This window comes from uncultured Arthrobacter sp., assembly GCF_964021775.1.
Classification (GTDB): Bacteria; Actinomycetota; Actinomycetes; order Actinomycetales; family Micrococcaceae; genus Arthrobacter.
The window spans coordinates 215,031-237,039 of record NZ_CAXHZI010000004.1; the positions used below are offsets into that span (position 1 = coordinate 215,031).

Consider the following 22,009-nt stretch of genomic DNA (forward strand, 5'->3'; position numbering starts at 1 on the left):
GCCGCCGCCGAGCCGGCGAACGCCGATCAAAGGAGATTTTGCGTGTTCTCGAGCCCGTTCCCCGCTGTAGATATTCCCGACGTCAGCCTCTACGAGTACCTTTTTGGCGGTCTGCAGGAGGCGGACCTGGACCGGGTCGCCGTCGTCGACGGCACCAGCGGCGCGGAGACCAGCTACCGCGAGCTGCGCGACCGGGTCAACGCCCTCGCCGGTGCCGTCGCCGCCCAGGGGCTGGGCCTCCACGGCGTCGCCGCCATCCTGTGCCCGAACATCCCGGCGTTCACCGTCGTATTCCACGGGCTGCTCCGGGCCGGTGCCACGGTCACGCCCGTCAATTCGTTGTACACGGCCGACGAGATCGCCAAGCAGCTCACCGACGCCGGAGCCAGCTGGCTCTTTACGGTCTCCGCGCTGCTGCCCGCCGCCCGGGAAGCGGCCGGCCAGGCGGGCATCCCGGCGGAGCGGCTGGTGGTGCTCGACGGCGCCGAGGGCCACCCCTCGTTGGCGGATCTGCTCAGCAGCGGTGCTCCGGCCCCGGACGTGAGCTTCGACGCTGCGTGCCACGTAGCTGTGCTGCCGTATTCTTCGGGGACCACCGGGCGGCCCAAGGGCGTGATGCTCAGCCACCGCAACCTGGTCGCGAACGTGGAACAGTCCCGCGGGCTGCTCAAGGTGCGGCCGGAGGACCGGCTGCTGGCACTGCTACCGTTTTTCCACATCTATGGACTGACAGTGCTGCTGAACCTGGCCCTCCGGGAGCGCGCCCGCCTGGTCACCATCCCGAAGTTCGACCTCGCGGAATTCCTGCGCATGGTCCAGGACCACAAGTGCAGCTATCTCTTTATCGCCCCGCCGGTGGCGGTGGCCCTGTCCAAGCACCCGCTGGTGGCGGACTATGACCTCAGCTCGGTGCACACGACGCTCTCCGGCGCGGCGCCGCTGGACGGGGAACTGGGGGCGCGGCTAGGCGAGCGGCTGGGCTGCCGGGTGCTCCAGGGCTACGGCATGACGGAGATGAGCCCGGTTTCCCACCTGATCCCGGTCGATGCGACGGACGTTCCGGTCAGTTCGGTGGGCTACACGGTCCCGAATATGGACTGCCGGCTGGTGGACCCGGCCACGGGGGAAGAAATTGAGGTCCCCGCGGAGGGAACCAGCGCACCGGGCCACCTGCTGTGCCGGGGGCCGAACGTGATGCTGGGGTACCTGAACCGGCCGGAGGAAACGGCGGACACCCTCGACGCGGACGGCTTCCTGCACACCGGGGACGTCGCCACGGTGCGGGCGGACGGGGTGGTCTCGATCGTGGACCGGCTCAAGGAACTGATCAAGTACAAGGGCTACCAGATCGCACCGGCCGAGCTTGAGGCCCTGCTGCTCACCCACCCCGGCATCGCCGACGCTGCCGTGATCGGAACCGCCGACGCCGACGGCCAGGAAGTGCCGATGGCCTTTGTCGTGCGGCAGCCCGGCGCAGCCGGCGATCAGTTGGACGCGGCCGCCGTGGAGGAATTCGTCGCCGCGAGGGTGGCCCCGTTCAAGAAGATCCGGCGGGTGGAGTTCATCGAGGCCGTGCCGAAGTCCTCCTCCGGCAAGATCCTGCGCCGGATGCTTAAAACGGCGGAGCCGGCGCCGCAGCCCTAGGCGTACTGCCCTGGCACTGCGCGCCGGCTCCGCCGGTTTACTCCAGTGGAGTGCTTGCTAGTCGGGGGTGTCGGTCTTGGCGATGTAGACGTCGCAGGGGGCGTTGTGGGCCACGCTGTTCGCAACGCTCCCCAGGACGCGCCCCAGGCCCCGCATCCTGCGGTTCCCCACCACGATCATCTGCGCGCCGGCACGCTCCGCTTCCTGGATCAGCGCCTCCGCGGGCTTGCCCCGGGCGGCGGAGTAGGTGACATTGATCTCCGCCGTGCGCAGGCTCTCGGCGACGCCCTTGGCGACCTTCTCGGCGTCGTCGGCGTCGGAGACAATCCACCGGTCGCTGCCGCTGCCGAACACCTCGGTCCGGTCACTGTCGAAAGCACTGACCACGTGCAGGGTGGCGCCGAGGGAAACGGCCAGGTCCCGGGCCGTGTGGGCGGCCTTCAGGGCTGTTTCACTGCCATCGACGCCGACAACGATGATTCCGGTCATATGAGACTCCTCTGGTCAGGCATGAATATGGTCAGGCGCGGTTCAGTCCACGGCAATGATTCAGGCTACAACGCCGCGATGGCTTCCCGCAGTACCGGTGCCAAGCGGCGCACGCCTTCCTCGATGGCGTCCGGCGGCACCGCGCTGAAGGCGAGCCGCAGCTTGTTGGAGGGCTCGTCCGAGTGCGTAAATGCTGCGCCGGGAATGAAGACGACGCCCGCGTCGATGGCCTTCTGCAACAGCGGGTAGGTATCCACGCCCTCGGGCAGGGTGACCCAGACGAAGAAGCCTCCCTCCGGCCGGGTCCAGCTCAGCCCCTCGGGCATGTACTTCTGCAGGGCGGCCAGCATGGCCTCGCAGCGTTCCTGGTACAGCCCGCGGTAGGTGGCGATCTGGCCCTGCCAGTCGTAGTCGCGCAGGTAGGCGGAGACCAGCATCTGGTTGAGCGTGGGCGGGCAGAGGGTGACGGCTTCGGAGGCAAGGTAGTAGCGGCGCTGCAGGTGCGCCGGGACCAGGGCCCAGCCGACCCGCAGGCCGGGGGCGAAGATTTTGGAGAACGACCCCATATAGATGACATCGTCCGGGTTGCCGGCCCGTAGCGGCGTCAGCGGCTGGCCGTCGAAGCGCAGCAGCCCGTAGGGGTTGTCCTCCAGAACCAGAATATTCGCATTGCGGCATATGTCCACGACCTGCTGCCGGCGCTCGGCGGCGAGGGTGATGCCGGAGGGGTTGTTGAAGCTCGGGATCGTGTACAGGAACTTGATGCTCTTGCCCGCCGTCTGCAGGGCGGCGATCTTAGCCTCGAGGAGGTCCGGGATGATTCCGTTCTCGTCCATCGGGACGGTGCCCACCTCCACCTGGTAGGCCTCGAAGGTGTTGAGTGCGCCGACGTAGGTGGGATCCTCGACGAGGACAACGTCGCCCGGGTTGCAGAAGACCTTGGTCGCGACGTCCTGCGCCGATTGTGAGCCCGCCGTGATGACGACGTTCTCGGGCTTCGCGTCGAGGATCCCTTCGGCCGCCATGACCTCGCAGATCTGCGTGCGGAGCTCCTCGGTGCCCTGCCCGCCGCCGTACTGCAGCGCTGTCATGCCCTGTTCGGCGATGATCTTGGCGGCGGACTGGCCGAGGCGCTCCAGCGGGAGGGACTGGAGGTACGGGCTGCCGCCGGCCAGGGAGACGAGGCCCGGGCGCAGGGAGATGTCGAAGACGTCCCGGACGGCGGATTGCTTGATATTGGCTGCGCGCTCCGAGAAAAGCCTCTCGTGGCGGTGGGCGGACGTAGCCGCACGTTCGATTGCGTCAATTGCCTCGGCCGGAAGGAACTCTGCGGCGGCATCAAGTGTTTCGTGGGTCACAGTCCTAGGATACAGGCCGACGTTGCCACGGGGAAAACTTTTGTTCACAAATCAACGGGATGCCGGGACGCAGGACACCCCCGGCAGCGGAGGTCGCTGACGGGGGTGTCGGTCCTGCCGGGGCGTGGCTCAGGCCGCGGCGGTGCGGCCTTCGGCCAGGGCGTCGAAGACACCCTTGATCTGCTCCACGATCTCGGCGTCGTCCTTCGGGTGGACCTCAGCAAAGCGGACCATCGAGCCTGGGACGGCGAGCTTGACGTCCTCCAGCACCTGGGCGCCGGCGATGCCCACGGCCTTGCGGGCCTCGTCCTGGGCCCAGACGCCGCCGTACTGGCCGAACGCGGTACCGACGACGGCGGTCGGCTTGCCGTTCAGGGCGCCGGCGCCAAAGGGGCGGGACAGCCAGTCGATGGCGTTCTTCAGCGGCGCGGGAACGGTGCCGTTGTATTCCGGGGTGACCAGCAGCAGGGTGTCGGCCTCGTTGGCGGCGGCGCGCAGCGCGGCCGCGGCGGCGGGAACCTGGCCCTCGACGTCGATGTCCTCGTTGTAGAACGGGATGTTGCCGAGGCTTTCGTGGATGACGACCTCGACCTGCTCCGGAGCGTTGAGCTGGATGGCTTCGGCGAGCTGGGCGTTGGTCGAGCCGGCGCGCAGGCTGCCGACCAGGGTGAGAACGGTGTTGGTAGTCATGGGACTCCTCGTATCGCGCCGCGGAGGCTCCGGCGGCTGGATGGTCTTGGAGGCTCTTCGGCCTTCATCCATCTAAACGGACTGCGGTCCGCTTATTATTCCCCGGTACTAGAATGGGCGGTGTGAGCCTCATCCCAATCCGCCCCGTAGGGACGGTGCCCGGTACCGCGGGTACCTCTGACGGTCCCCAGGGCCCTCCCGCGGGCCCTTCGGCCGGCGGGGCCGCCGGCCTGGCTGCCGGGCGGACCATCGACTCCGAGCGCCGTGACGCGGCCCGCAACCGCGAGCTGCTGCTCCGGGCCGCGCGGGAGCTGGTCGAGGAGTGCGGCGCCGACGGCCTCACTATGGCGAACCTCGCCGGGCGGGCGGGGGTGGGCAAGGGGACCGTGTTCCGGCGGTTCGGCAGCCGCGCGGGCCTGATGATGACCCTGCTCAGCGACGCCGAGGCCCAGTTCCAGGGCCGTTTTATGTTCGGGCCGCCACCGCTGGGACCGGGCGCCCCGCCGCTTGACCGGCTCATTGTCTTCGGTGCGGAGCGGATCGCCTGGGTGCTGGAATACGGTGAGCTTGCCCGGGCGGCGGATGTGTCCGCCTACAACCGGTTCGATGTTCCCGCCGCGGTGCTCTGGCACAGGCATCTGGAGCTGCTGCTGGGCGAAGCCGGGGTGACCGCGGATCCCTGGCTGATGGCAGGCGCCCTGAGTGTGACCCTCGAGCCGGAGCGCATCCTGCATTCGGTCCGGGTCCATGGCGTCTCCCCGGAACGGCTGGTCGAGTCGTGGCGGGAGCTGGTGACGCGCGTGGTCCGCGGCGCGTAGGCTAACCGACCGGCGCGGAGACAGCCAAGTCAAATCCATTCAACTGAGTTATTCATAACGATCTGGTAGTGGACATATCGTTTCGCCGCCTTTGGCGCGCTTCCCCGCGATACCTATGTGGTAGTTTCCTCTGGAATGTGACCCGCAACATAGCCCGACTGGGCTAGCCGCAAGGCCTGCGGGCGGCCAGGCACCCGCTGGCCGAGATCCCGGATCGGCAGCGGACACCCCGCTGCCTTATGGGGGGACGACGGAAGGATCCACGCTGTGAATGTTGTAATGACCCCGGCCTGCGGACAGGCTGGTCCAGCCGGCCCGGCGGCGTCCGGAACCGCGCAGGCCACGGCGATCCTGACCTAGCCGCATGCTCCGATACCTTGCCAAACGTGCCGTCACGTATGCGTTTATGATCTTCCTGACCACCAGCGCCGGGTACTTCCTGGCGGTCACCAGCCTCCAGCCGGCGCTGCTGGAGCAGGAAAAAATCCCGCGTCCCACGCCCGAACAGATCGCCAACTCCTTCCGGCTCAAGGGCCTGGACCCGGCGCTGAGCCCCTGGGAGCGCTACGTGGACTGGCTCACCGGGATCGTCACCCGCTGGGACTGGGGGCGGAGCCCCAACGGCGCGTTCGTCAACGCTGAGTTCGGCGACCGGGTCTGGATCTCCACCCGGCTGTTCCTGGCATCGATCATCCTGACGCTGATCATCGGCGTCGCCCTGGGCGTCTACACCGCGGCCCGGCAGTACAAGTTTTCCGACCGCGCGATCACCTCCTACAGCTACCTCGTGTACATCGTGCCGGCCCCGATCGCCTACTTCCTGGTCCAGCTCGGCGCCATCAACATCAATGAGACCGTGGGCGAACGCGTCCTGTTCGTCACCGGGATCTCGACGCCCGGGCTGGACGGTGACGGCTGGGTCCAATTCCTCGACATGCTGGCGCACTATGCGGTGCCCACCTTCGCGATCACCATTGTGGGCTGGGGCGCGTACCAGATCGCCCAGCGGCAGTACCTGCTGGACAACGTGAACGCGGACTTCGTCCGCACCGCCCGGGCCAAGGGACTCACCCGCAACCAGGCCATCACCCGGCACGCCCTGCGTGTGTCGTTCATCCCGGTGGCGCAGAGCATTGCCTTCACCATCCCGGCCATCTTCGCCGGCGGGTTCTTCGCCGAGAAGATCTTCGCCTGGCACGGCGTCGGCTCCTGGAGCATCGACGCGATCGCGCTCCAGGACGTCAACGCGGCCACGGCGACGCTCGCCTACGGCTCGGTGATCTTCGCGATCGGGGCGATCCTCGCCGACTTCGCCACCACCCTTGTCGACCCGAGAGTGCGGGTGCAGTAGTCATGACGAACCTGAACGCCATCGATCCGGCCGCCGTGGCGGAGGAAGCCAAGATCGAGAACAACGACGTCGTCATCGCGAAGTCGAGGATCATCGTGCGGCGCTTCCTGCGCAACAAAACCGCGGTGACCGGCCTGGTGATCTTTGTGCTGCTCACCGTGCTGTCCCTGATCGGCGGGATCTTCTCCAGCTGGGACAAGGAGACCATCGACCCGTTCAACATCGGCATGGGGCCCTCCTCCGAGCACCTGCTCGGCACCTCCCAGGCCGGCATCGACCTGTACGCCCTGACCGTGGAAGGCACCCGGGTCTCCATCCTGATCGGCCTCGTCGTGGGCCTCGTGTCCGTGTTGATCGCGGCGGTGTACGGCTGCACCATGGCCTACTTCGGCGGCAAGGTCGACAAGGTGATGCTCTTCATCCTGGAAGCCCTGATCATGATGCCCGCGCTCCTGGTCGTCGCCGTGGCCACCAGCGGCGGCGGCAACGGGCTGCAGCAGAACCTGCCCAGCTGGATGCTGCTGATCATCGTCCTGCTGATCTTCAACTGGATGGGAACCGCCCGCCTGATCCGCTCGCTCTCGATGTCGCTTATGCAGCGCGACTTCGTGAAAGCCGCGCAGTACATGGGCGTTCCCCCGCGGCGCATCGTCTGGCGCCACTTGGTTCCGAACATCGGCTCGCTGCTGGTCCTGGACATCACCCGGGGCGTGACCGGCGCCATCCTGGCCGAGGTCGCGTTCTCCTTCATCGGCATCGGCATCAAGGTTCCCGACGTGAGCCTGGGCGTGCTGATCGGCCAGGCCACCTCCCAGGTCTCCACCTTCCCGTGGATGTTCTGGGTGCCGCTGACCGTGATGTTCCTGCTGACCGGATCGCTCGCCATGATGAATGACGGCCTGCGTGACGCGTTCGATCCCAGCTCCAGCTCTATTGGCAGCGCAAAAAAGAAGAAGAAGAACCCATGAGCAGCGACACCACGGCCACCGACCTGAGCACCGCCGAACGGCTGCACGTCGCCGGGCTGCACGCCCCAGATGATGCCCCGGCAGGTGCGGTGCTCTCCGTCCGCGACCTCAACGTCCGCTTCAACACCGAGAACGGCGTGGTGCACGCGGTCCGCGGCATCGACTTCGACCTGATGCCCGGCAAGACCCTCGGAATCGTCGGCGAATCCGGTTCCGGCAAGTCCGTCACCTCGATGGCCATCATGGGCCTGCTGCCGGAAACGGCCCAGGTCACCGGCTCGGTCCGGCTCAAGAGCCAGGAACTGCTGGGGCTCAGCGACAAGGCCATGTGCCGCTTCCGCGGCAACGAGATGGCGATGGTCTTCCAGGACCCGCTGTCCTCGCTGACCCCGGTCTACACGGTGGGCAACCAGATCATCGAGGCGCTCACGGTGCACAACCCCACCATGAGCAAGCAGGCCAAGGAAGCGCGCGCCGTCGAACTCCTGGGCATGGTGGGCATTCCCAGCCCCAAGGACCGGCTCAAAGCCTTCCCGCACGAATTCTCCGGCGGCATGCGGCAGCGCGTGATGATCGCCATTGCGATCGCCAACAACCCGCGGGTGCTGATCGCGGATGAGCCGACGACGGCGCTCGACGTCACCATCCAGGCGCAGGTCCTCGAGGTGCTGCACACCGCGCAGGAGGAAACCGGCGCCGCCGTCGTCATGATCACGCACGACCTGGGTGTGGTGGCCGGCATGGCCGACGACATCATGGTGATGTACGCCGGCAAGCCGGTGGAAACCGGCAGCGTCGACGACATCTACTACAACGCCCGGATGCCGTACACCATGGGCCTGCTGGGCGCCGTGCCCCGCGTGGACGTGGCCGAAAAGACCTCGCTGGTGCCGATCGAGGGCATTCCGCCGAACCTCATCCACGCGCCCACGGGATGCTCGTTCGCGCCGCGCTGCCCGCTGGTCAGCGAGGCGTGCCTACAGGGCGAGCCCGGGCTCTTGCCGGTCAGCGGAAGCGGCGACGGCACCCTGGAGCACAAGGCCGCCTGCATCAAGGCGGAGTCCCTCGGCGCCGACGTGGACGTGCACGAGATCTTCCACGCCCCCGAGGTCCCCGTATCCCGGTTCGACGCGGTCCCGCGCGCCGAACGCAAGGCGGTCCTGGAGCTCAGGGACGTCAAGAAACACTTCCCGCTGATGAAGGGGGCGCTGATCAAGCGCCGGATCGGCACGGTCAAGGCCGTGGACGGCCTGAGCTTCGACATCCGTGAAGGCGAGTGCTTCTCGATCGTGGGCGAGTCCGGCTGCGGCAAGACCACCACGCTGTTGGAAATCATGGAATTCCACCGCGACCAGGACGGCGAGGTGAAAATCGGCGGGCTGAGCAACAAGGCAGCCTCCGATGCCAGGACCAAGTCCGCCATGCGCAAGGAACTCCAGATGGTCTTCCAGGACCCCACCGGTGCGCTGGACCCGCGCTTCACCGTCTACGAGGTGCTGGCCGAGCCGCTGGAGAACTCCGGGATGGCCAAGCCGGCCATCCGGAAGCGGATCATGGAACTGATGGAGCTCGTGGGCCTGCAGCCGGACCACGTCAACCGCTTCCCGAACCAGTTCTCCGGCGGCCAGCGCCAGCGCATCGGCATCGCCCGCGCCCTGGCCGTGAACCCCAAACTCGTGGTCCTGGACGAGCCGGTGTCCGCGCTGGACGTCTCCGTCCAGGCCGGCGTCATCAACCTCCTGGATAAGCTGCGCGCCGAGCTGGGCCTGAGCTACCTGATGGTGGCCCATGACCTGTCCGTGGTGCGCCACATCTCCAACCGCGTGGCCGTCATGTACCTGGGGAAGATCGTGGAAATCGGGGAAGTCGACAGCGTCTTCGACAACCCCCGCCACCCCTACACCAAGGCCCTGCTCTCCGCGATCCCGGTACCGGACCCACAGCTGGAGCGCAGCCGCGAACGCATCATCCTGCAGGGGGACCTGCCGTCGCCGCTGGATGCGCCCAAGGGCTGCAACTTCGCCACGCGCTGCCCTGTCTTCGCCGCACTCCCTGCCGCCAGGCAGGAAAAGTGCCTGACCCTGGAACCGCCGCTGGAAACCGCGGCACCCGCCCAGGCCACCGGCCCCCGGAGCGCCGGGACGCCGTCGGCCCCCACAGACCAGCAATTCGCCTGTTTCTACCCGGACGGCGAACTGGACGCGGACATGTTGGTTGTCCACGAGTCCCTCTGACGCACCAAACCGCACCTGAACCACAACTCGCACCAAAATGAAGGGGATCATTATGAAGAATCTGACCAAGATCGGCGGGGTGGCCGCCGTCGCGGCAGCCCTCGCGCTGACCGGCTGCGGCGGAGGCGGCGCCACCACGACCGCCGAAAGCGCCAAGGCCCAGGATGCGTCCGGCGACATCAACAAGCTCATCAGCGTCAACGCCAAGAAGGCGGACGAGCTGAAGCAGGGCGGCACCGTGACGCTGCCCGTCGGCAACATCAGTCCGGACTTCAACGGCTACTCCAACGCCGGCAACTCCGCGGACAACACCGAACTGCACTACCCGATTGACGAGGCCGGGTACGTGGGCTGCTGGAAGCTCGACTTCGACGGCACCGCCAACCTGAACAAGAACTTCTGCGAAGACTTCAAGAGTGAGGTCAAGGACGGCAAGCAGACGATCACCGTCAAGATCAACCCGAAGGCCGTGTACAACGATGGCACCCCCATCAACGCCGCGACTTTCGTCAACACCTGGAAGATGCTCAACGGCAAGAACAAGGACATCGACATCGTCTCGTCCGGCGCCTACGAGTTCATCGACTCCGTCAAGGCCGGCAGCAGCGACAAGGAAGTCATTGCCACCACCACCCAGCCGGTCTATCCGCTTAGCGACATCTTCGGCGGCTTCGTCCCGCAGGCCGTCAACACCCCGGAGATCTTCAACACCGGGTTCTCCGGCGAACTGCACCCGGAATGGATGGCCGGCCCGTTCAAGGTGGACAAGTTCGACTCGGCTGCGAAGACCGTCACCATGGTCCCGAACGACAAGTGGTGGGGTGAGAAGCCGGTCCTGGAAAAGGTGGTCTTCCGCCAGCTCGAGGCCAGCGCCGAGATTGCCGCGTTCAAGAACGGCGAGGTCGATATGGCCGACGGCCGTACGCTGACCAAGTACAAGCAGCTTGAAGGCACCAAGAACTCCGAGGTCCGCCGCGGCCAGCGCCTGTTCGCGGGCGGCCTGAACCTGAACGCCCAGAAGGCCCCGCTGACCGACGTTGCGGTCCGCCAGGCCATCTTCACGGCGGTCGACCGCCCCGCAGTCCGCGCCGTGCGCTTCGGCGGCCTGAACTGGGAAGAGGAAAGCTCGGGATCGATGATGCTGATGCCGTTCTCCAAGTACTACCAGGACAACTACCCGGTCAAGGAAGCCGGCGCTGACGCGGCCAAGAAGGTCCTGACCGACGCCGGCTACAAGGCCAACGCCAAGGGCACCATGGAAAAGGACGGCAAGCCCGTTTCCTTCAAGATCACCAACTTCGGTGATGACCCGACGTCGCTCGCCACCGTGCAGACCCTGCAGAAGCAGCTCCAGGCCGCCGGCATGGAGGTCGGCATCGACCAGCGCGGCGACGCCGACTTCGGCAAGGTCCTGGGCAGCCGCGACTTCCAGCTGACCATCAGCGGCTACACCGTCGGCGCCGACGCAACCTCCGGCGTAAAGCAGTTCTACGATTCCAAGACCAACGAAAACGGCCTGGGCGATGCCGAGCTGGACAAGGCCATCAAGGACCTCGCGTCCATCCAGGACGACGCCGAGCGCAACAAGGCGGCCATGGAGGTCGAGAAGAAGCACATGGCGAAGTACTACTCCATGGGCGTCATCATGAACGGCCCGCAGATCTACTTCGCCCGCACGGGCCTCGCCAACTACGGCGCGTCCCTGTTCCAGACCCCGGACTGGAGCCTGGTGGGCTGGCAGAAGTAACGCTCCCTCACATCTAGCGGCTTTTCGGGCGACGCTCCCTCACCTCGTGTGGGAGCGTCGCCCGAACTGTTTCCGGATCTGAGGGAGCGTCGGCATGTTTGGCGCCGGATCTGGGGGAGGGTCGCCTGATTTGTTGCCGGACCTGAGGGAGCGTCGGCGGGTAGCGTGGAGCCATGACCTCCGAACCCGCCAGCTCGTCCCGCAGCCGCACCGCGCCGGCGCCCATCCGCACCGCGGTCGCCGGCTTCGGCCTCTCCGGCAGTGTGTTCCACGCGCCGCTGATTGCCGCCAACCCGGCTTTTTCGCTCGACGTCATTGCCACCTCCGACGCCGGCAGGAAGGCGGCCGCTGCCGCCAGCTACCCGTCGGCCAGGATTGTCGACACCCCTGCCGCGGTCCTGGAACTCGCCGGTGAGCTGGACCTGCTGGTGCTGGGAACACCGCCGGCCACCCACTACCCCCTGGCCAAGGCTGCGCTGGAGGCGGGGCTCGACGTCGTCGTAGACAAGCCCTTCACAGTGCGCAGCGCCGAGGGCGCGGAACTGGTGGAACTCGCCGCGCGGCGTGGCCGGGTGCTCACTGTCTTCCAGAACCGGCGCTGGGACGGGGACTTCCTGACCGTCCGGACCTTGCTGGCCGGCGGTGCGCTGGGCACTGTCACGCGGTTCGAATCACGCTTTGAGCGCTGGGCGCCGACGGTCACAAAAGCGTGGAAGGCGGCGGCCACCCCCGACGACGGCGGCGGGGTCCTGTTCGACCTCGGCACCCATCTGCTGGACCAGGCGCTGCAGCTCTTCGGCCCCGCCGCCGTGGTCCACGCCGAACTGGCGGCCCGCAGGCCCGGCGAACGGGCGGACGACGACGTGTTCGTCGTTCTGCGGCACGACTCCGGGGTCACGAGCCACCTCTGGATGAACCTGCTCTGCGCCCAGCAGGGTCCGCGCTTCCGGGCCGTGGGCAGCGACGGCGGCTTCACCAAACACGGCGTCGACCCGCAGGAGCCCTATCTGGCCGCCGGCGGGGGCCCGCTGGACGCCGGCTACGGGGTGGAGGACCCGGACTGGGCCGGGCTGCTGGGCCGCGATGGCCACCTGGACCGCCTGCCCACCGAACGCGGCGCGTACCCCGAGTTCTACCGGATCCTGGCGGAAAAAATCGCCGACGGCGGCGCGTCCTCGGCCCTCCCCCTCCCGGTGGATCCCGCTGGCCCGGTGGAAGTCCTCAAAATAATCGAAAAGGTGCGGGAACTGGCCGCTAAGGGGGCTTAACGCACGCAACGCTGGACGACAGACATCCGGCAGCGTGCGTCAAAGCGACGAAGTGGGCCCACACCGTTCGGGTTCCCTGGCCGAGCTTGCGAGGCGAGGGGAACGGTGGGGAGCAGCACGCAGAGGATGTGTGTCGTCCAGCGCAGCAGGACGATGCCGGGATCGGCTAGTTACGCGGAGACCAGCTCATGCCAGTCGGCGACGAGGGGCAGGTTGTGCGCCTCGGAAACCGACTTGTGGGCGACGCGGCCGCCGGCGATGTTGAGGCCGGCAGCGAGAGCGGCGTCGCGCTCGAACGCGGCCTTGACGCCCAGGTCGGCCAGCGACACCGCGTAGCGCAGCGTGACGTTGGTCAGGGCGTAGGTGGAGGTGTTCGGCACCGCGCCGGGCATGTTGGCGACGCAGTAGAAGATCGTGTTGTGGACCTTGTACGTCGGTTCCTGATGGGTGGTGGGGTGCGTGTCCTCGAAGCAGCCGCCCTGGTCCACGGCGATGTCCACCAGCACGGAGCCGGGCTTCATCCGGGAGACGAGTTCATTGGTGACCAGCTTCGGGGCCTTCGCGCCGGGGATCAGCACGGAGCCGACCACGAGGTCGGCGTCGACGACGGACTTCTCGATCTCGTAGGCGTTGGAGGCAACCGTCTTCAGGCGGCCCTGGTACTGGGCATCGAGTTCGCGCAGCCGGTTGATGTTGATGTCCAGGATGGTGACGTCGGCGCCGAGGCCCAGGGCCATGGCGGCGGCGTTGGTACCGGCCACGCCGGCGCCCAGGACAACGACCTTGGCCGGGCGGACGCCCGGGACGCCGCCGAGCAGCACGCCCTTGCCGCCGGCCGGAGCCATCAGCGAGGTGGCGCCGACCTGCACGGACAAACGGCCGGCCACCTCGGACATCGGGGCCAGCAGCGGCAGCGACCGGCCCTCCTGCACGGTCTCGTAGGCGATGGCCGTGACGCCGGAGTTGATGAGCTCCTGGGTCAGTTCCGGCTCGGCGGCCAGGTGCAGGTAGGTGAAGAGGATCAGGCCCTTGCGGAAGCGGTGGTATTCGGCCTTGACCGGCTCCTTGACCTTCATGACCATGTCGGCGCGGGCCCAGACGTCGTCGGCCTCGGCGACGATCTCGGCACCGGCAATGGCGTATTCCTCGTCCGTGATGCCGGAGCCGAGGCCTGCGCCGCGCTCCACCAGGACGGTGTGGCCGTGGTGGCGGAATTCGTGCACGCCGGCGGCCGTGATGGCCACGCGGAATTCGTTGTTCTTGATCTCTTTGGGGACACCGATGATCATTTTTTGGCTCCAGGAGTGGCGGCCGTGCGGGCCGGGGTGTGCGGGGAAGTCGTAATTCCAGAATAGATCCGGCTGTGAGGCAGGCGACAGCGGCGGCGGTCCGGAAGCCCCGCCCGCCCGCGTGGTTCCGGGGTTCTGCCAAACCTCCGTGCGACAAATGTCGAGTGCGGAAACGTCAGGTGTCGCCTGATGTCCGTTGCGGCCCTGTTCGTCGCCGCGGCCGTCCGGGCAGTAGTGTGGCAGCATGCAGCAGCAGGACGTGGAGCAGCTCGTGGAGCGCGTGGCCCTCAGGCTTGGCCGCGGCCTCTCGCTCGAAGACCTCGACGGCGTCCTGCTCGCCTACAGCTCCAACCAGTCCCACGCGGACCGGGTCCGGGTGAACTTCCTGCTCAGCAAGCGGGTTGCGGCGGACGTCAGCGCCTGGCAGCTCTCGCACGGCATCGCGACGGCGGTGCGCCCCGTTGTCGTTCCAGCCAACGAGGAGCTGGGAATGCTCGGACGTGTGTGCGTCCCGTTGCTGGTCCGCGGGTTCCGGGTGGGCTACCTCTGGGTGCAGCTCGACGCCGAGGAACCCACCGCGGGCACCGTCCTGGCCCAGCTGCCGGACGTGGCGCGCGAGTTGGAGGAGCTCTCCGCCCTGCTCCTGGACTCGAACACCGCCGAATCCGAGTTCCGCCGCCGGCGCGAGCAGGAGTTCCTCGCTGCCTGCCGGGGCGAGGCGAACGCGGTGGCCGCCGTCGCGGGCTGGAAGGAAGTGCAGGGCCGCGGGCCGTGGCAGTTGGTCACCGTCCTCGACGCCGACGGCTGGGCCGAGGGCTCGGACCCGATCGCGTCCACGCTGATCCACCGTTCCGCCGCGCTGCAGGCGACCATCGGCGTGGACGCGGCCCTGTTCAGCGCCGGGACCGAGACGCACGCGGTGGTGCTGTTCAAGGAATCTACCGGCCGGGCCGACCACGCCCAGGTGCTGGTCCACTACCAGCTGGAACTGGCCAAACGCGCCGGCCGCCCGGTCCGCCGGATCATCCTGGGCACCTCCGAAGGCTTCTCCCGGCCGCGTGAACTTGCTGAGGCGTACCGGCAGTCCCGCCAGGCGGCGCAGGCCGCCGCCGTCGACCCCCAGCTCGGCGAACTGGTGGACTGCCGCGCCACCGGCCTCTACCAGTTGCTGGCCTCGGCGGGCGGCGGCGCGGGCGCCTGGGCGGACGCGGGTTCCGTATACTTCCGGATGCTGGAGGACCATGACCGCAACGGTGAACTCCTGCCGGTACTGGAACTTTTTTACGACAACGACAGCTCGGTCCAGGAGGTAGCGGCCAAACTGCACCTGCACCGCAGCAGCATCTACAACCGGCTGGGCCGGATCCGCCAGGTGCTGGGCATCGATCCGCTCAAGGGAATGGTCCGGTTGGAACTGCATGCGGCGCTGAAGGCGCGCCGCTGGGCCGAACGGCCGAGGATCTAGGTTGCCGAGGATTTGGGTGGCCGCGGGCCTAGCAGTCGTCGCGGACGGCGGAATCCTGCTCGCTGTCCGGGCGGGTGGCCAGCGGCCGCGCCGCGTCCCGCGGTGTGTTCCGCGCTCGCTCCGCGTCCCGCCGGTGGCGTGATAGCCGGCTGTCGGTCCACAGGGCCACGGCCACGAACGCGACGCAACTGGCCATGAAGGCCGCCGTGTTGTTCAGCCCCATCACGGTTCCGAGGATGCCCGTGAGCACCATGGCGGCGATGCCGGCCAGGATGTGCCACCCTCTGAACTTACCCACAATTCAAGCGTAACCCCGGCCTCTGCCACGTTTCCGCGCCGGGCCCGGATCGTTGTTTGATCCTTATCACGCCGTCACGAAGCATCCGCGCCGCCGTCATCTTCACCGCCGCCGGCCGCCGCGGGGGAGGCGTTTTCCGCGGCCGTTTTCTTCTTCTGGGTTTCCAGCCAGGCCATGATGTCGGCCAGCCGGATCCGGCGGTGCGTGCCGCGGTATTCGACCGGGATCTCGCCCCGGTCAGTCATGTTCCGCAGATAGGTATGCGAGATGCCCGCCAGCTCGGCCGCCTTCGAGGTGGTGAGCATTTCTTCCACGCTGCTGACCGTGACCGATTCGCCCCGGCTGAACCGGCCCAGCAGGTCCACGACGGCGTCTCTCGCCGCGGGCGGAAGCCGGTGCACGGTGCCGTCCACAAAAACCGTGATGTCATTGCTGCCGTCGAGCGCGTACTGGAGCTTTTGTGCATCCTCGGCCGGGAGCCCTGCGGTCACCCGGGGAGCAATCAGTGTCATGGAGTGCATCCTAGCGCCCCGGGTGTGCGCCACGCCCTCCGGTTACAGGCCCAGTTCTTCCAGCACCGGCAGCTTGGCCCGGACCCAGGCCCGCGCCTCGGTGGCACTCGGCGCGGACAGGGCCAGCTTGGCGAGCTCCTGCGCCTCGGCCAGGGTCACGGTCTTCAGCACCGCGGCCACGGCCGCGATGGAACGTGCGGTCATGGACAGGGTGGTGACGCCCAGCCCGGTCAGCACGACGGCGAGGGCCGGATCCGCCGCGGCCTCGCCGCACACACCGACCGGCTTGCCGTGGCCCTCCGCGGCGGAACCCTCCACGGTGAGGCCCACGAGCCGCAGCACCGCCGGCTGCCACGGGGTGTTCAGCGCTGCCAGCGGTCCCAGCTGCCGGTCGGCGGCCATGGCGTACTGGGTGAGGTCGTTGGTGCCCAGGCTCGCGAAGGACACCTCCCGCAAGATGGCCTCCGCCGTCAGCGCGGCGGACGGCACTTCGACCATGACACCGGGGGTCTTGATCCCGGCCGCCGCGCACAGGGACGCGAACCGGGCGGCCTCCTCCGCCGTCGAAATCATCGGCGCCATCACCCAGACGTCCGCCTCGGATTCCTGCTCGGCCTGAGAGATCGCCTGCAGCTGGCGTTCCAGCACCCCCGGCGTGGTGAAGTCGGTCCGGAAGCCGCGGACGCCCAGGGCCGGGTTCGGCTCGGTGGCATCGGTCAGGAACGGCAGCGGCTTGTCCGCGCCTGCGTCCAGGGTGCGGAGCACCACCTTCTTGCCGGGAAAGGCGTCGAAGACACCCTTGTAGGCGGCGGCCTGCTCCTCGACGGAGGGCTCGGTATCCCGCTCGAGGAAGCAGAACTCGGTCCGGAACAGGCCCACGCCCTGGGCGTTGAGACCGGCGGCGGCCACCGCGTCCTTCGCGCCGCCGACGTTGGCCAGCAGTGGAACCAGGTGGCCGTCCGCCGTTGCGCCGTTGCCGTCAAAGTCCGCCAGCAGCGACGCGGTGGCGGCCCAGTGCTCCGCGGCGGCGCGCTGGGCCTCGTCCGGCTCCGCCGTGATGGTGCCGGCGGCGCCGTCGACGTAGACCTCCGTGCCGTCCGGCAGGGCGTCCACGCCGGCCGCGGCGACGACGGCGGGCAGGCCGAGGGACCGGGCAATGATGGCGGTGTGGGACTGCGGGCCGCCGCCGGCGGTGAGCAGTGCGAGCACCTTCTCCGGATCGAGCGTCGCGGTGTCCGCCGGAGCCAGGTCCTCGGCAATCAGGATGAACGGGCTGGTGGAAGAGGGGATGCCCGGGGCGGGAACACCGCGCAGTTCGGCCACGATCCGGGCCCGCACGTCCAGCACGTCGGTGGCGCGCTCGGCCATGTAGCCGCCGAGGTTGTGCAGCATTTCCGAGACGGAGGCCCCGGCTTCCCAGATGGCGCGCTGGTTGGACGTGCCGCGGCCGATCAATTTGGCGGCGGACTTCAGCAGCATGGTGTCCGTGGCCATCAGCGCCGTGGCTTCCAGCACCGCCTTGCCGTCGCCGCTGACCGTCTCGGACCGGGCCTTGAGCTCATCGTGCACGGCCTTGGCCGCCGCCTTCAGTGCCGCCGTCGCCTCCTCGGCGGAGACACCGGCTGGCAACTGCTCGCCCGCCGGCGGCTCACTGACCGGTTTCGGCATCTGGCGGATGATGCCGATGATCCGGCCGGGGCTGACGCCTACTCCTTGGAAGTTCTGCACTGAAAGTCCTCATTCTCTGCCGTGAGCCAGTAAGTCTGTTCAGGTGCCGCCACTGAACGCCTAGATCCTAGATTTCCTGCGGCTGTCCGCTACGTCAACCGGCAGATTGCGGTACCTGAAAAAAGTGTATGTGATGCACTTCATATAGCGTTGCTATAGGTGCTAGGGTAGCGGTTATGAGTATCGATGGCCAGCTACCACCCAAAACCCGGCTGCTTCGTGCAGCGGCCGGATTGCTGGCCAAGTCCGGGGGAGCGGCAGTCTCCACTCGCCAAATCACGCAGCTGGCGGGCGTTACCGCCCCCACCCTCTATCACCACTTCGGTGACAAGGAAGGGCTGTTTGACGCCGTCGTGGCGGCCGGCTTCGAGGAATACGTGGCCGGCGAACGCGACATTGCGCCGTCCGGGCAGCCGCTGGAGGACATCCGGCGGATGTGGGACCAGCACGTACAGTTCGGGCTGAAGCAGCCGGAACTGTATCTCGTCATGTTCGGCAACATCCGCCCCGAGAGCCGTCCCGCCGTCGTCGCCGACGCCGAGGCGCTCATGGAGGAGATGCTGAACAAGGCCGCCGTCGCCGGCCAGCTCAACGTCCCGCCGAGGGAGGCGGCCCGCAGCATCCTGGCCGCCAACGTGGGCGTGACCCTGATGCTCATCACGGAGAAGGCGCCGGAGCGCAACCTTGAGCTCTCCGCCATGACCCGCGACGCGATGATTTTTGCCGTCGCCACCGATCAGGCCCGGGAAAGCGGCCCGGAGGATTCCGGGAAATCCCCGGTGGTGGTGGCGGCGATCGCCCTGAATGCGGCGCTGCAGGCCTCGCACTCGGACCAGCTGTCCAGCTCTGAACTCAAGCTCTTTCTCGAATGGCTTCACCGGATCTCCATTAGTTCCACCAGCTAGCTCGTCGAAAATATCGGACAATCCTGCGGTGCAGCAGGAATCACGGTTAGGAAATCACATGGCAACAGAGACAGTTGCAAAACCCCGGACCAGCGTGCGGGTCGGCGTCCAGAAATTTGGCACGTTCCTGTCCGGCATGATCATGCCCAACATCGGCGCCTTCATCGCCTGGGGCATCATCACCGCCTTTTTCATCCCGGCAGGCTTCACCCCGAACGAGGAACTGGCCAAGCTGGTCGGCCCGATGATCTCCTACCTGCTGCCGCTGCTGATCGGCTACACCGGTGGCCGCATGGTCTACGGCGTGCGCGGCGGCGTGGTCGGCGCGGTAGCCACGATGGGCGTGATCGTAGGAACTGACATTCCGATGTTCATCGGTGCCATGATCATGGGCCCGCTGACGGCGTGGCTCCTGAAGAAGCTCGAGAGCCTCTGGGAGAACAAGGTTAAGCCCGGCTTCGAGATGCTGATCGACAACTTCACCGCGGGCATCGTCGCCGCCGTCATGGCCATCTTCGGCATGCTGGTGATCGGCCCGGTGGTGAAGGCCTTCAGCAACGGCGCCAGCGCCGTCGTCGAGTTCCTGGTCAACAACGGCCTGCTGCCGTTCACGAGCATCTTCATTGAGCCCGCCAAGGTCCTGTTCCTGAACAATGCCGTGAACCACGGGATCCTGACCCCGCTGGGTACCGAACAGGCGCTCGCCCAGGGCAAGTCCATCCTGTTCCTGCTGGAGGCCAACCCGGGTCCGGGCGTCGGCGTCCTGCTGGCCTACATGATCTTCGGCAAGGGCATGGCCAAAGCCTCGGCCCCCGGCGCCGCGCTGATCCAGTTCGTCGGCGGCATCCATGAAATCTACTTCCCGTACGTGCTGATGAAGCCGATCATCATCCTCGCCGCGATCGGCGGCGGCATGACCGGCATCTTCACGCTGGTCCTCACCGGCGCGGGCCTGCGCTCGCCGGCCGCCCCGGGCAGCATCCTCGCGGTGTTCGCGGCGACGCCGCCGGACAGCTACTTCGGCGTGGCACTGTCCGTCCTGCTGGCCGCGACCGTGTCCTTCCTGATTGCCTCCGTCATCCTCAAGTCCAGCAAGGACGTCGAGGGTGATGAGCTCGGCGCCGCCACCGCCCGGATGGAAACCATGAAGGGTAAGAAGAGCTCCGTCTCCTCCGCCCTCGTCGGTGCCGGCGCCGGAGCAGGCGGCGTCGCGGTGCTGGCCGGTCCGGTCAAGAACATCGTTTTCGCCTGCGACGCCGGCATGGGCTCGAGCGCCATGGGCGCCTCGGTGCTGCGGAACAAGATCAAGGCTGCCGGCTACCCGGATGTCAAGGTCACCAACTCCGCCATCGCCAACCTGAGCGACACCTACGACGTCGTCATCACGCACCAGGACCTGACCGAACGGGCCAAGCCCGCGACGTCCAGCGCGGTCCACGTCTCGGTGGACAACTTCATGAACTCGCCGCGGTACGACGAGATCGTGGAGCTGGTCAAGAGCAGCAACGCGCCGGCGGACGCTTCCGGTGCCGTGGGCGCGTCGGAAACCGTGGCCGCGCCCGACGCCGGGACCGAGGCCGGGTCCGGCCCCTCCGGGATCCTTGTGGCCGACAGCGTGGTGCTCAGCGGCACGGCAACCACCCGTGACGCCGCGATCGACGAGGCGGGCCGGCTCCTGCTGGACCGCGGCGCCGTCGACGCCGGCTACCTGGACGCCATGCACGAGCGCGAGGAATCCGTCTCCACCTACATGGGCAGTTACCTCGCGATCCCGCACGGCACCAACGCCGCCAAGGACCACATCATGAAGTCCGCGGTGTCGGTGATTCGTTACCCGAACGGCATCGACTGGAACGGCAAAGAGGTCAAGTTCGTCGTCGGCGTCGCCGGCATCAACAACGAACACCTCCAGATCCTGTCCTCGATCGCCAAGGTCTTCACCAACAAGGCACAGGTCGCGCAGCTGGAGGCGGCCACCACCGTCGACGAAGTGCTCGACCTGTTCGGAAAGGTTAATTCCTAGTGAAGGCTGTTCATTTCGGAGCCGGAAACATCGGCCGCGGGTTCGTCGGGCTGCTGCTGCACGATGCCGGGTATGAGGTGGTGTTCGCGGATGTCGCGGATGCCCTCATCACCCAGCTCGCCGCCGCGGACAGCTACCAGGTCCACGAGGTGGGGGACAGCCCCGCCGTGCGGACGGTGGACAACTTCCGCGCGCTGAACTCCGGCACCCAGGAGGCCGACGTCGTCGCGGAAATCGCGACGGCGGACATCGTCACCACCGCCGTGGGCCCGCACATCCTCAAGTTCGTGGCGCCCGTGATCGCCAAGGGGATTGCGGCGCGGGCGGCGGGGCTGGCGCCGCTGCAGGTGATGGCCTGTGAGAACGCCATCAACGCGACCGACATCCTGAAGTCCGAAATCGCTGCCCAATGGGATCCGGCCGCCGGCTCCCTGGACGACGCCGCCGTGTTCGCCAACACGGCGGTGGACCGGATTGTGCCCAACCAGGAGGCCGGGCAGGGCCTGGACGTCACGGTGGAGACGTTCTACGAATGGGTCATCGACCGCACCCCGTTCCTGGGCAGGGAGCCGGTCATTCCGGGGGCGACCTTCGTGGATGACCTGGCGCCCTACATCGAGCGGAAGCTGTTCACCGTGAACACCGGGCACGCCTCGGCCGCGTACTTCGGGTTCGACGCCGGGCTGGCCAAGATTTCCGAGGCCATGGCGGATCAGGACGTCGCCGCCGATGTGCGGGCCGTCCTCGATGAGACCAAGGAACTGCTGGTGGCCAAGCACGGCTTCAACCGCGAGGAGCAGGAAGCCTACGTGCAGAAGATCCTTGGCCGGTTCTCCAACCTGCACCTGCCGGACACCGTGAACCGGGTGGGGCGCGCGCCGTTGCGGAAACTCAGCAGGCACGAACGCTTCATCGGACCGGCGGCGGAGCTGGCCGAACGCGGGATTGTCCCGGAGGCGCTGCTTGGCGCGATCGCCGCCGCGCTGCGCTTCAACGACCCCGCCGACGCCGAGGCCGTGGAACTGGCGCAGATCCTGAACTCCTCCACCCCGGAGGACGCAACGACGAAGATCACCGGCCTGGAGGCGGAGCATCCGCTGTTCCCGGCCGTCTGCGCCCTCGTCGAGGAAGCCAAGGCCGCCGTCTAGCCGGACGCTCCCTCACCTTTGGCGAGATACCGCTCGACGCTCCCTCACTTTTGGCGGAAAAATGACGGGCCCTC

18 protein-coding genes are annotated in these 22,009 nt (G+C 67.5%); 11 read left to right on the forward strand and 7 right to left on the reverse strand.

What is annotated here, in order from left to right; genetic code table 11:
• Positions 1-42: 42 nt before the first annotated feature.
• Positions 43-1,644 (forward strand): AMP-binding protein, encoded by a 1,602-nt coding sequence (locus tag ABIN76_RS06230; RefSeq protein WP_346958842.1) that lies wholly within the window; start codon positions 43-45, stop codon positions 1,642-1,644.
• Between the two features lie 57 nt (positions 1,645-1,701).
• Here ABIN76_RS06230 and ABIN76_RS06235 read toward each other — a convergent pair whose 3' ends face one another.
• The 3 genes from ABIN76_RS06235 to ABIN76_RS06245 form a co-directional block, all read right to left on the reverse strand.
• Positions 1,702-2,133 (reverse strand): universal stress protein, encoded by a 432-nt coding sequence (locus tag ABIN76_RS06235; RefSeq protein ID WP_346958843.1) that lies wholly within the window; start codon positions 2,131-2,133, stop codon positions 1,702-1,704.
• Between the two features lie 65 nt (positions 2,134-2,198).
• Positions 2,199-3,491 carry a PLP-dependent aminotransferase family protein gene (locus ABIN76_RS06240; RefSeq protein WP_346958844.1) on the reverse strand — a complete coding sequence of 431 codons (1,293 nt, stop codon included), beginning with the start codon at positions 3,489-3,491 and terminating at the stop codon, positions 2,199-2,201.
• Positions 3,492-3,620: 129 nt separating this feature from the next.
• Positions 3,621-4,181 (reverse strand): NADPH-dependent FMN reductase, encoded by a 561-nt coding sequence (locus tag ABIN76_RS06245; RefSeq protein WP_346958845.1) that lies wholly within the window; start codon positions 4,179-4,181, stop codon positions 3,621-3,623.
• Between the two features lie 230 nt (positions 4,182-4,411).
• On the opposite strand from ABIN76_RS06245, the gene ABIN76_RS06250 reads away from it, so the two are divergent.
• From ABIN76_RS06250 to ABIN76_RS06275, 6 genes are all read left to right on the forward strand, one after another.
• Positions 4,412-4,999 carry a helix-turn-helix domain-containing protein gene (locus tag ABIN76_RS06250; protein WP_346958935.1) on the forward strand — a complete coding sequence of 196 codons (588 nt, stop codon included), beginning with the start codon at positions 4,412-4,414 and terminating at the stop codon, positions 4,997-4,999.
• Between the two features lie 364 nt (positions 5,000-5,363).
• On the forward strand, positions 5,364-6,350 hold the full coding sequence (locus ABIN76_RS06255) for an ABC transporter permease (RefSeq protein ID WP_346958846.1): 987 nt from the start codon (positions 5,364-5,366) through the stop codon (positions 6,348-6,350).
• Between the two features lie 2 nt (positions 6,351-6,352).
• Positions 6,353-7,318 (forward strand): ABC transporter permease, encoded by a 966-nt coding sequence (locus ABIN76_RS06260; RefSeq protein ID WP_346958847.1) that lies wholly within the window; start codon positions 6,353-6,355, stop codon positions 7,316-7,318.
• Positions 7,315-9,552: an ABC transporter ATP-binding protein gene (locus ABIN76_RS06265; RefSeq protein ID WP_346958848.1), complete on the forward strand. Its 2,238-nt coding sequence runs from the start codon at positions 7,315-7,317 to the stop codon at positions 9,550-9,552. Before ABIN76_RS06260 ends, ABIN76_RS06265 begins: the two co-directional genes overlap by 4 nt.
• 52 nt (positions 9,553-9,604) lie before the next feature.
• The gene (locus ABIN76_RS06270; protein WP_346958849.1) at positions 9,605-11,299 is read left to right on the forward strand and encodes an ABC transporter family substrate-binding protein; all 1,695 of its coding nucleotides are present in this window, start codon (positions 9,605-9,607) and stop codon (positions 11,297-11,299) included.
• Between the two features lie 173 nt (positions 11,300-11,472).
• On the forward strand, positions 11,473-12,567 hold the full coding sequence (locus tag ABIN76_RS06275; protein WP_346958850.1) for a Gfo/Idh/MocA family oxidoreductase: 1,095 nt from the start codon (positions 11,473-11,475) through the stop codon (positions 12,565-12,567).
• 170 nt (positions 12,568-12,737) lie between these two features.
• Here the strand turns inward: ABIN76_RS06275 and ald are convergent, their stop codons facing one another.
• A complete protein-coding gene (gene ald / locus ABIN76_RS06280) occupies positions 12,738-13,856 on the reverse strand; it encodes an alanine dehydrogenase (RefSeq protein ID WP_346958851.1) in 1,119 nt (372 codons plus the stop codon).
• Positions 13,857-14,100: 244 nt separating this feature from the next.
• On the opposite strand from ald, the gene ABIN76_RS06285 reads away from it, so the two are divergent.
• Positions 14,101-15,321 (forward strand): helix-turn-helix domain-containing protein, encoded by a 1,221-nt coding sequence (locus ABIN76_RS06285; protein WP_346958852.1) that lies wholly within the window; start codon positions 14,101-14,103, stop codon positions 15,319-15,321.
• Between the two features lie 28 nt (positions 15,322-15,349).
• Here ABIN76_RS06285 and ABIN76_RS06290 read toward each other — a convergent pair whose 3' ends face one another.
• From ABIN76_RS06290 to ptsP, 3 genes are all read right to left on the reverse strand, one after another.
• Positions 15,350-15,619 carry a hypothetical protein gene (locus ABIN76_RS06290; RefSeq protein ID WP_346958853.1) on the reverse strand — a complete coding sequence of 90 codons (270 nt, stop codon included), beginning with the start codon at positions 15,617-15,619 and terminating at the stop codon, positions 15,350-15,352.
• 74 nt (positions 15,620-15,693) lie between these two features.
• On the reverse strand, positions 15,694-16,131 hold the full coding sequence (locus ABIN76_RS06295) for a helix-turn-helix domain-containing protein (protein ID WP_346958854.1): 438 nt from the start codon (positions 16,129-16,131) through the stop codon (positions 15,694-15,696).
• A gap of 42 nt (positions 16,132-16,173) precedes the next feature.
• A complete protein-coding gene (ptsP, locus tag ABIN76_RS06300; protein WP_346958855.1) occupies positions 16,174-17,859 on the reverse strand; it encodes a phosphoenolpyruvate--protein phosphotransferase in 1,686 nt (561 codons plus the stop codon).
• 176 nt (positions 17,860-18,035) lie between these two features.
• Here ptsP and ABIN76_RS06305 point away from each other — a divergent pair, with 176 nt between their 5' ends.
• From ABIN76_RS06305 to ABIN76_RS06315, 3 genes are read left to right on the forward strand one after another with little or no spacing between them, the layout of a single operon-like run.
• Positions 18,036-18,764, forward strand: coding sequence for a TetR/AcrR family transcriptional regulator (locus tag ABIN76_RS06305; protein ID WP_346958856.1), 729 nt, complete (start codon positions 18,036-18,038; stop codon positions 18,762-18,764).
• Between the two features lie 58 nt (positions 18,765-18,822).
• The gene (locus ABIN76_RS06310; protein WP_346958857.1) at positions 18,823-20,787 is read left to right on the forward strand and encodes a PTS mannitol transporter subunit IICBA; all 1,965 of its coding nucleotides are present in this window, start codon (positions 18,823-18,825) and stop codon (positions 20,785-20,787) included.
• Positions 20,787-21,935: a mannitol-1-phosphate 5-dehydrogenase gene (locus tag ABIN76_RS06315; RefSeq protein ID WP_346958858.1), complete on the forward strand. Its 1,149-nt coding sequence runs from the start codon at positions 20,787-20,789 to the stop codon at positions 21,933-21,935. The genes ABIN76_RS06310 and ABIN76_RS06315 overlap by 1 nt, the downstream gene beginning before the upstream one ends.
• The last annotated feature ends 74 nt before the right edge of the window (positions 21,936-22,009 follow it).

Bases quoted from the DNA above. Each gene is read 5' to 3' on its own strand.
- ABIN76_RS06245 (WP_346958845.1), bottom strand. From the start codon at position 4,181: ATGACTACCAACACCGTTCTCACCCTGGTCGGCAGCCTGCGCGCCGGC.
- ABIN76_RS06310 (WP_346958857.1), top strand. From the start codon at position 18,823: ATGGCAACAGAGACAGTTGCAAAACCCCGGACCAGCGTGCGGGTCGGC.
- ABIN76_RS06275 (WP_346958850.1), top strand. From the start codon at position 11,473: ATGACCTCCGAACCCGCCAGCTCGTCCCGCAGCCGCACCGCGCCGGCG.
- ABIN76_RS06305 (WP_346958856.1), top strand. From the start codon at position 18,036: ATGAGTATCGATGGCCAGCTACCACCCAAAACCCGGCTGCTTCGTGCA.
- ABIN76_RS06255 (WP_346958846.1), top strand. From the start codon at position 5,364: ATGCTCCGATACCTTGCCAAACGTGCCGTCACGTATGCGTTTATGATC.
- ABIN76_RS06235 (WP_346958843.1), bottom strand. From the start codon at position 2,133: ATGACCGGAATCATCGTTGTCGGCGTCGATGGCAGTGAAACAGCCCTG.
- ABIN76_RS06265 (WP_346958848.1), top strand. From the start codon at position 7,315: ATGAGCAGCGACACCACGGCCACCGACCTGAGCACCGCCGAACGGCTG.
- ABIN76_RS06260 (WP_346958847.1), top strand. From the start codon at position 6,353: ATGACGAACCTGAACGCCATCGATCCGGCCGCCGTGGCGGAGGAAGCC.
- ABIN76_RS06270 (WP_346958849.1), top strand. From the start codon at position 9,605: ATGAAGAATCTGACCAAGATCGGCGGGGTGGCCGCCGTCGCGGCAGCC.
- ald (WP_346958851.1), bottom strand. From the start codon at position 13,856: ATGATCATCGGTGTCCCCAAAGAGATCAAGAACAACGAATTCCGCGTG.
- ABIN76_RS06285 (WP_346958852.1), top strand. From the start codon at position 14,101: ATGCAGCAGCAGGACGTGGAGCAGCTCGTGGAGCGCGTGGCCCTCAGG.
- ABIN76_RS06295 (WP_346958854.1), bottom strand. From the start codon at position 16,131: ATGACACTGATTGCTCCCCGGGTGACCGCAGGGCTCCCGGCCGAGGAT.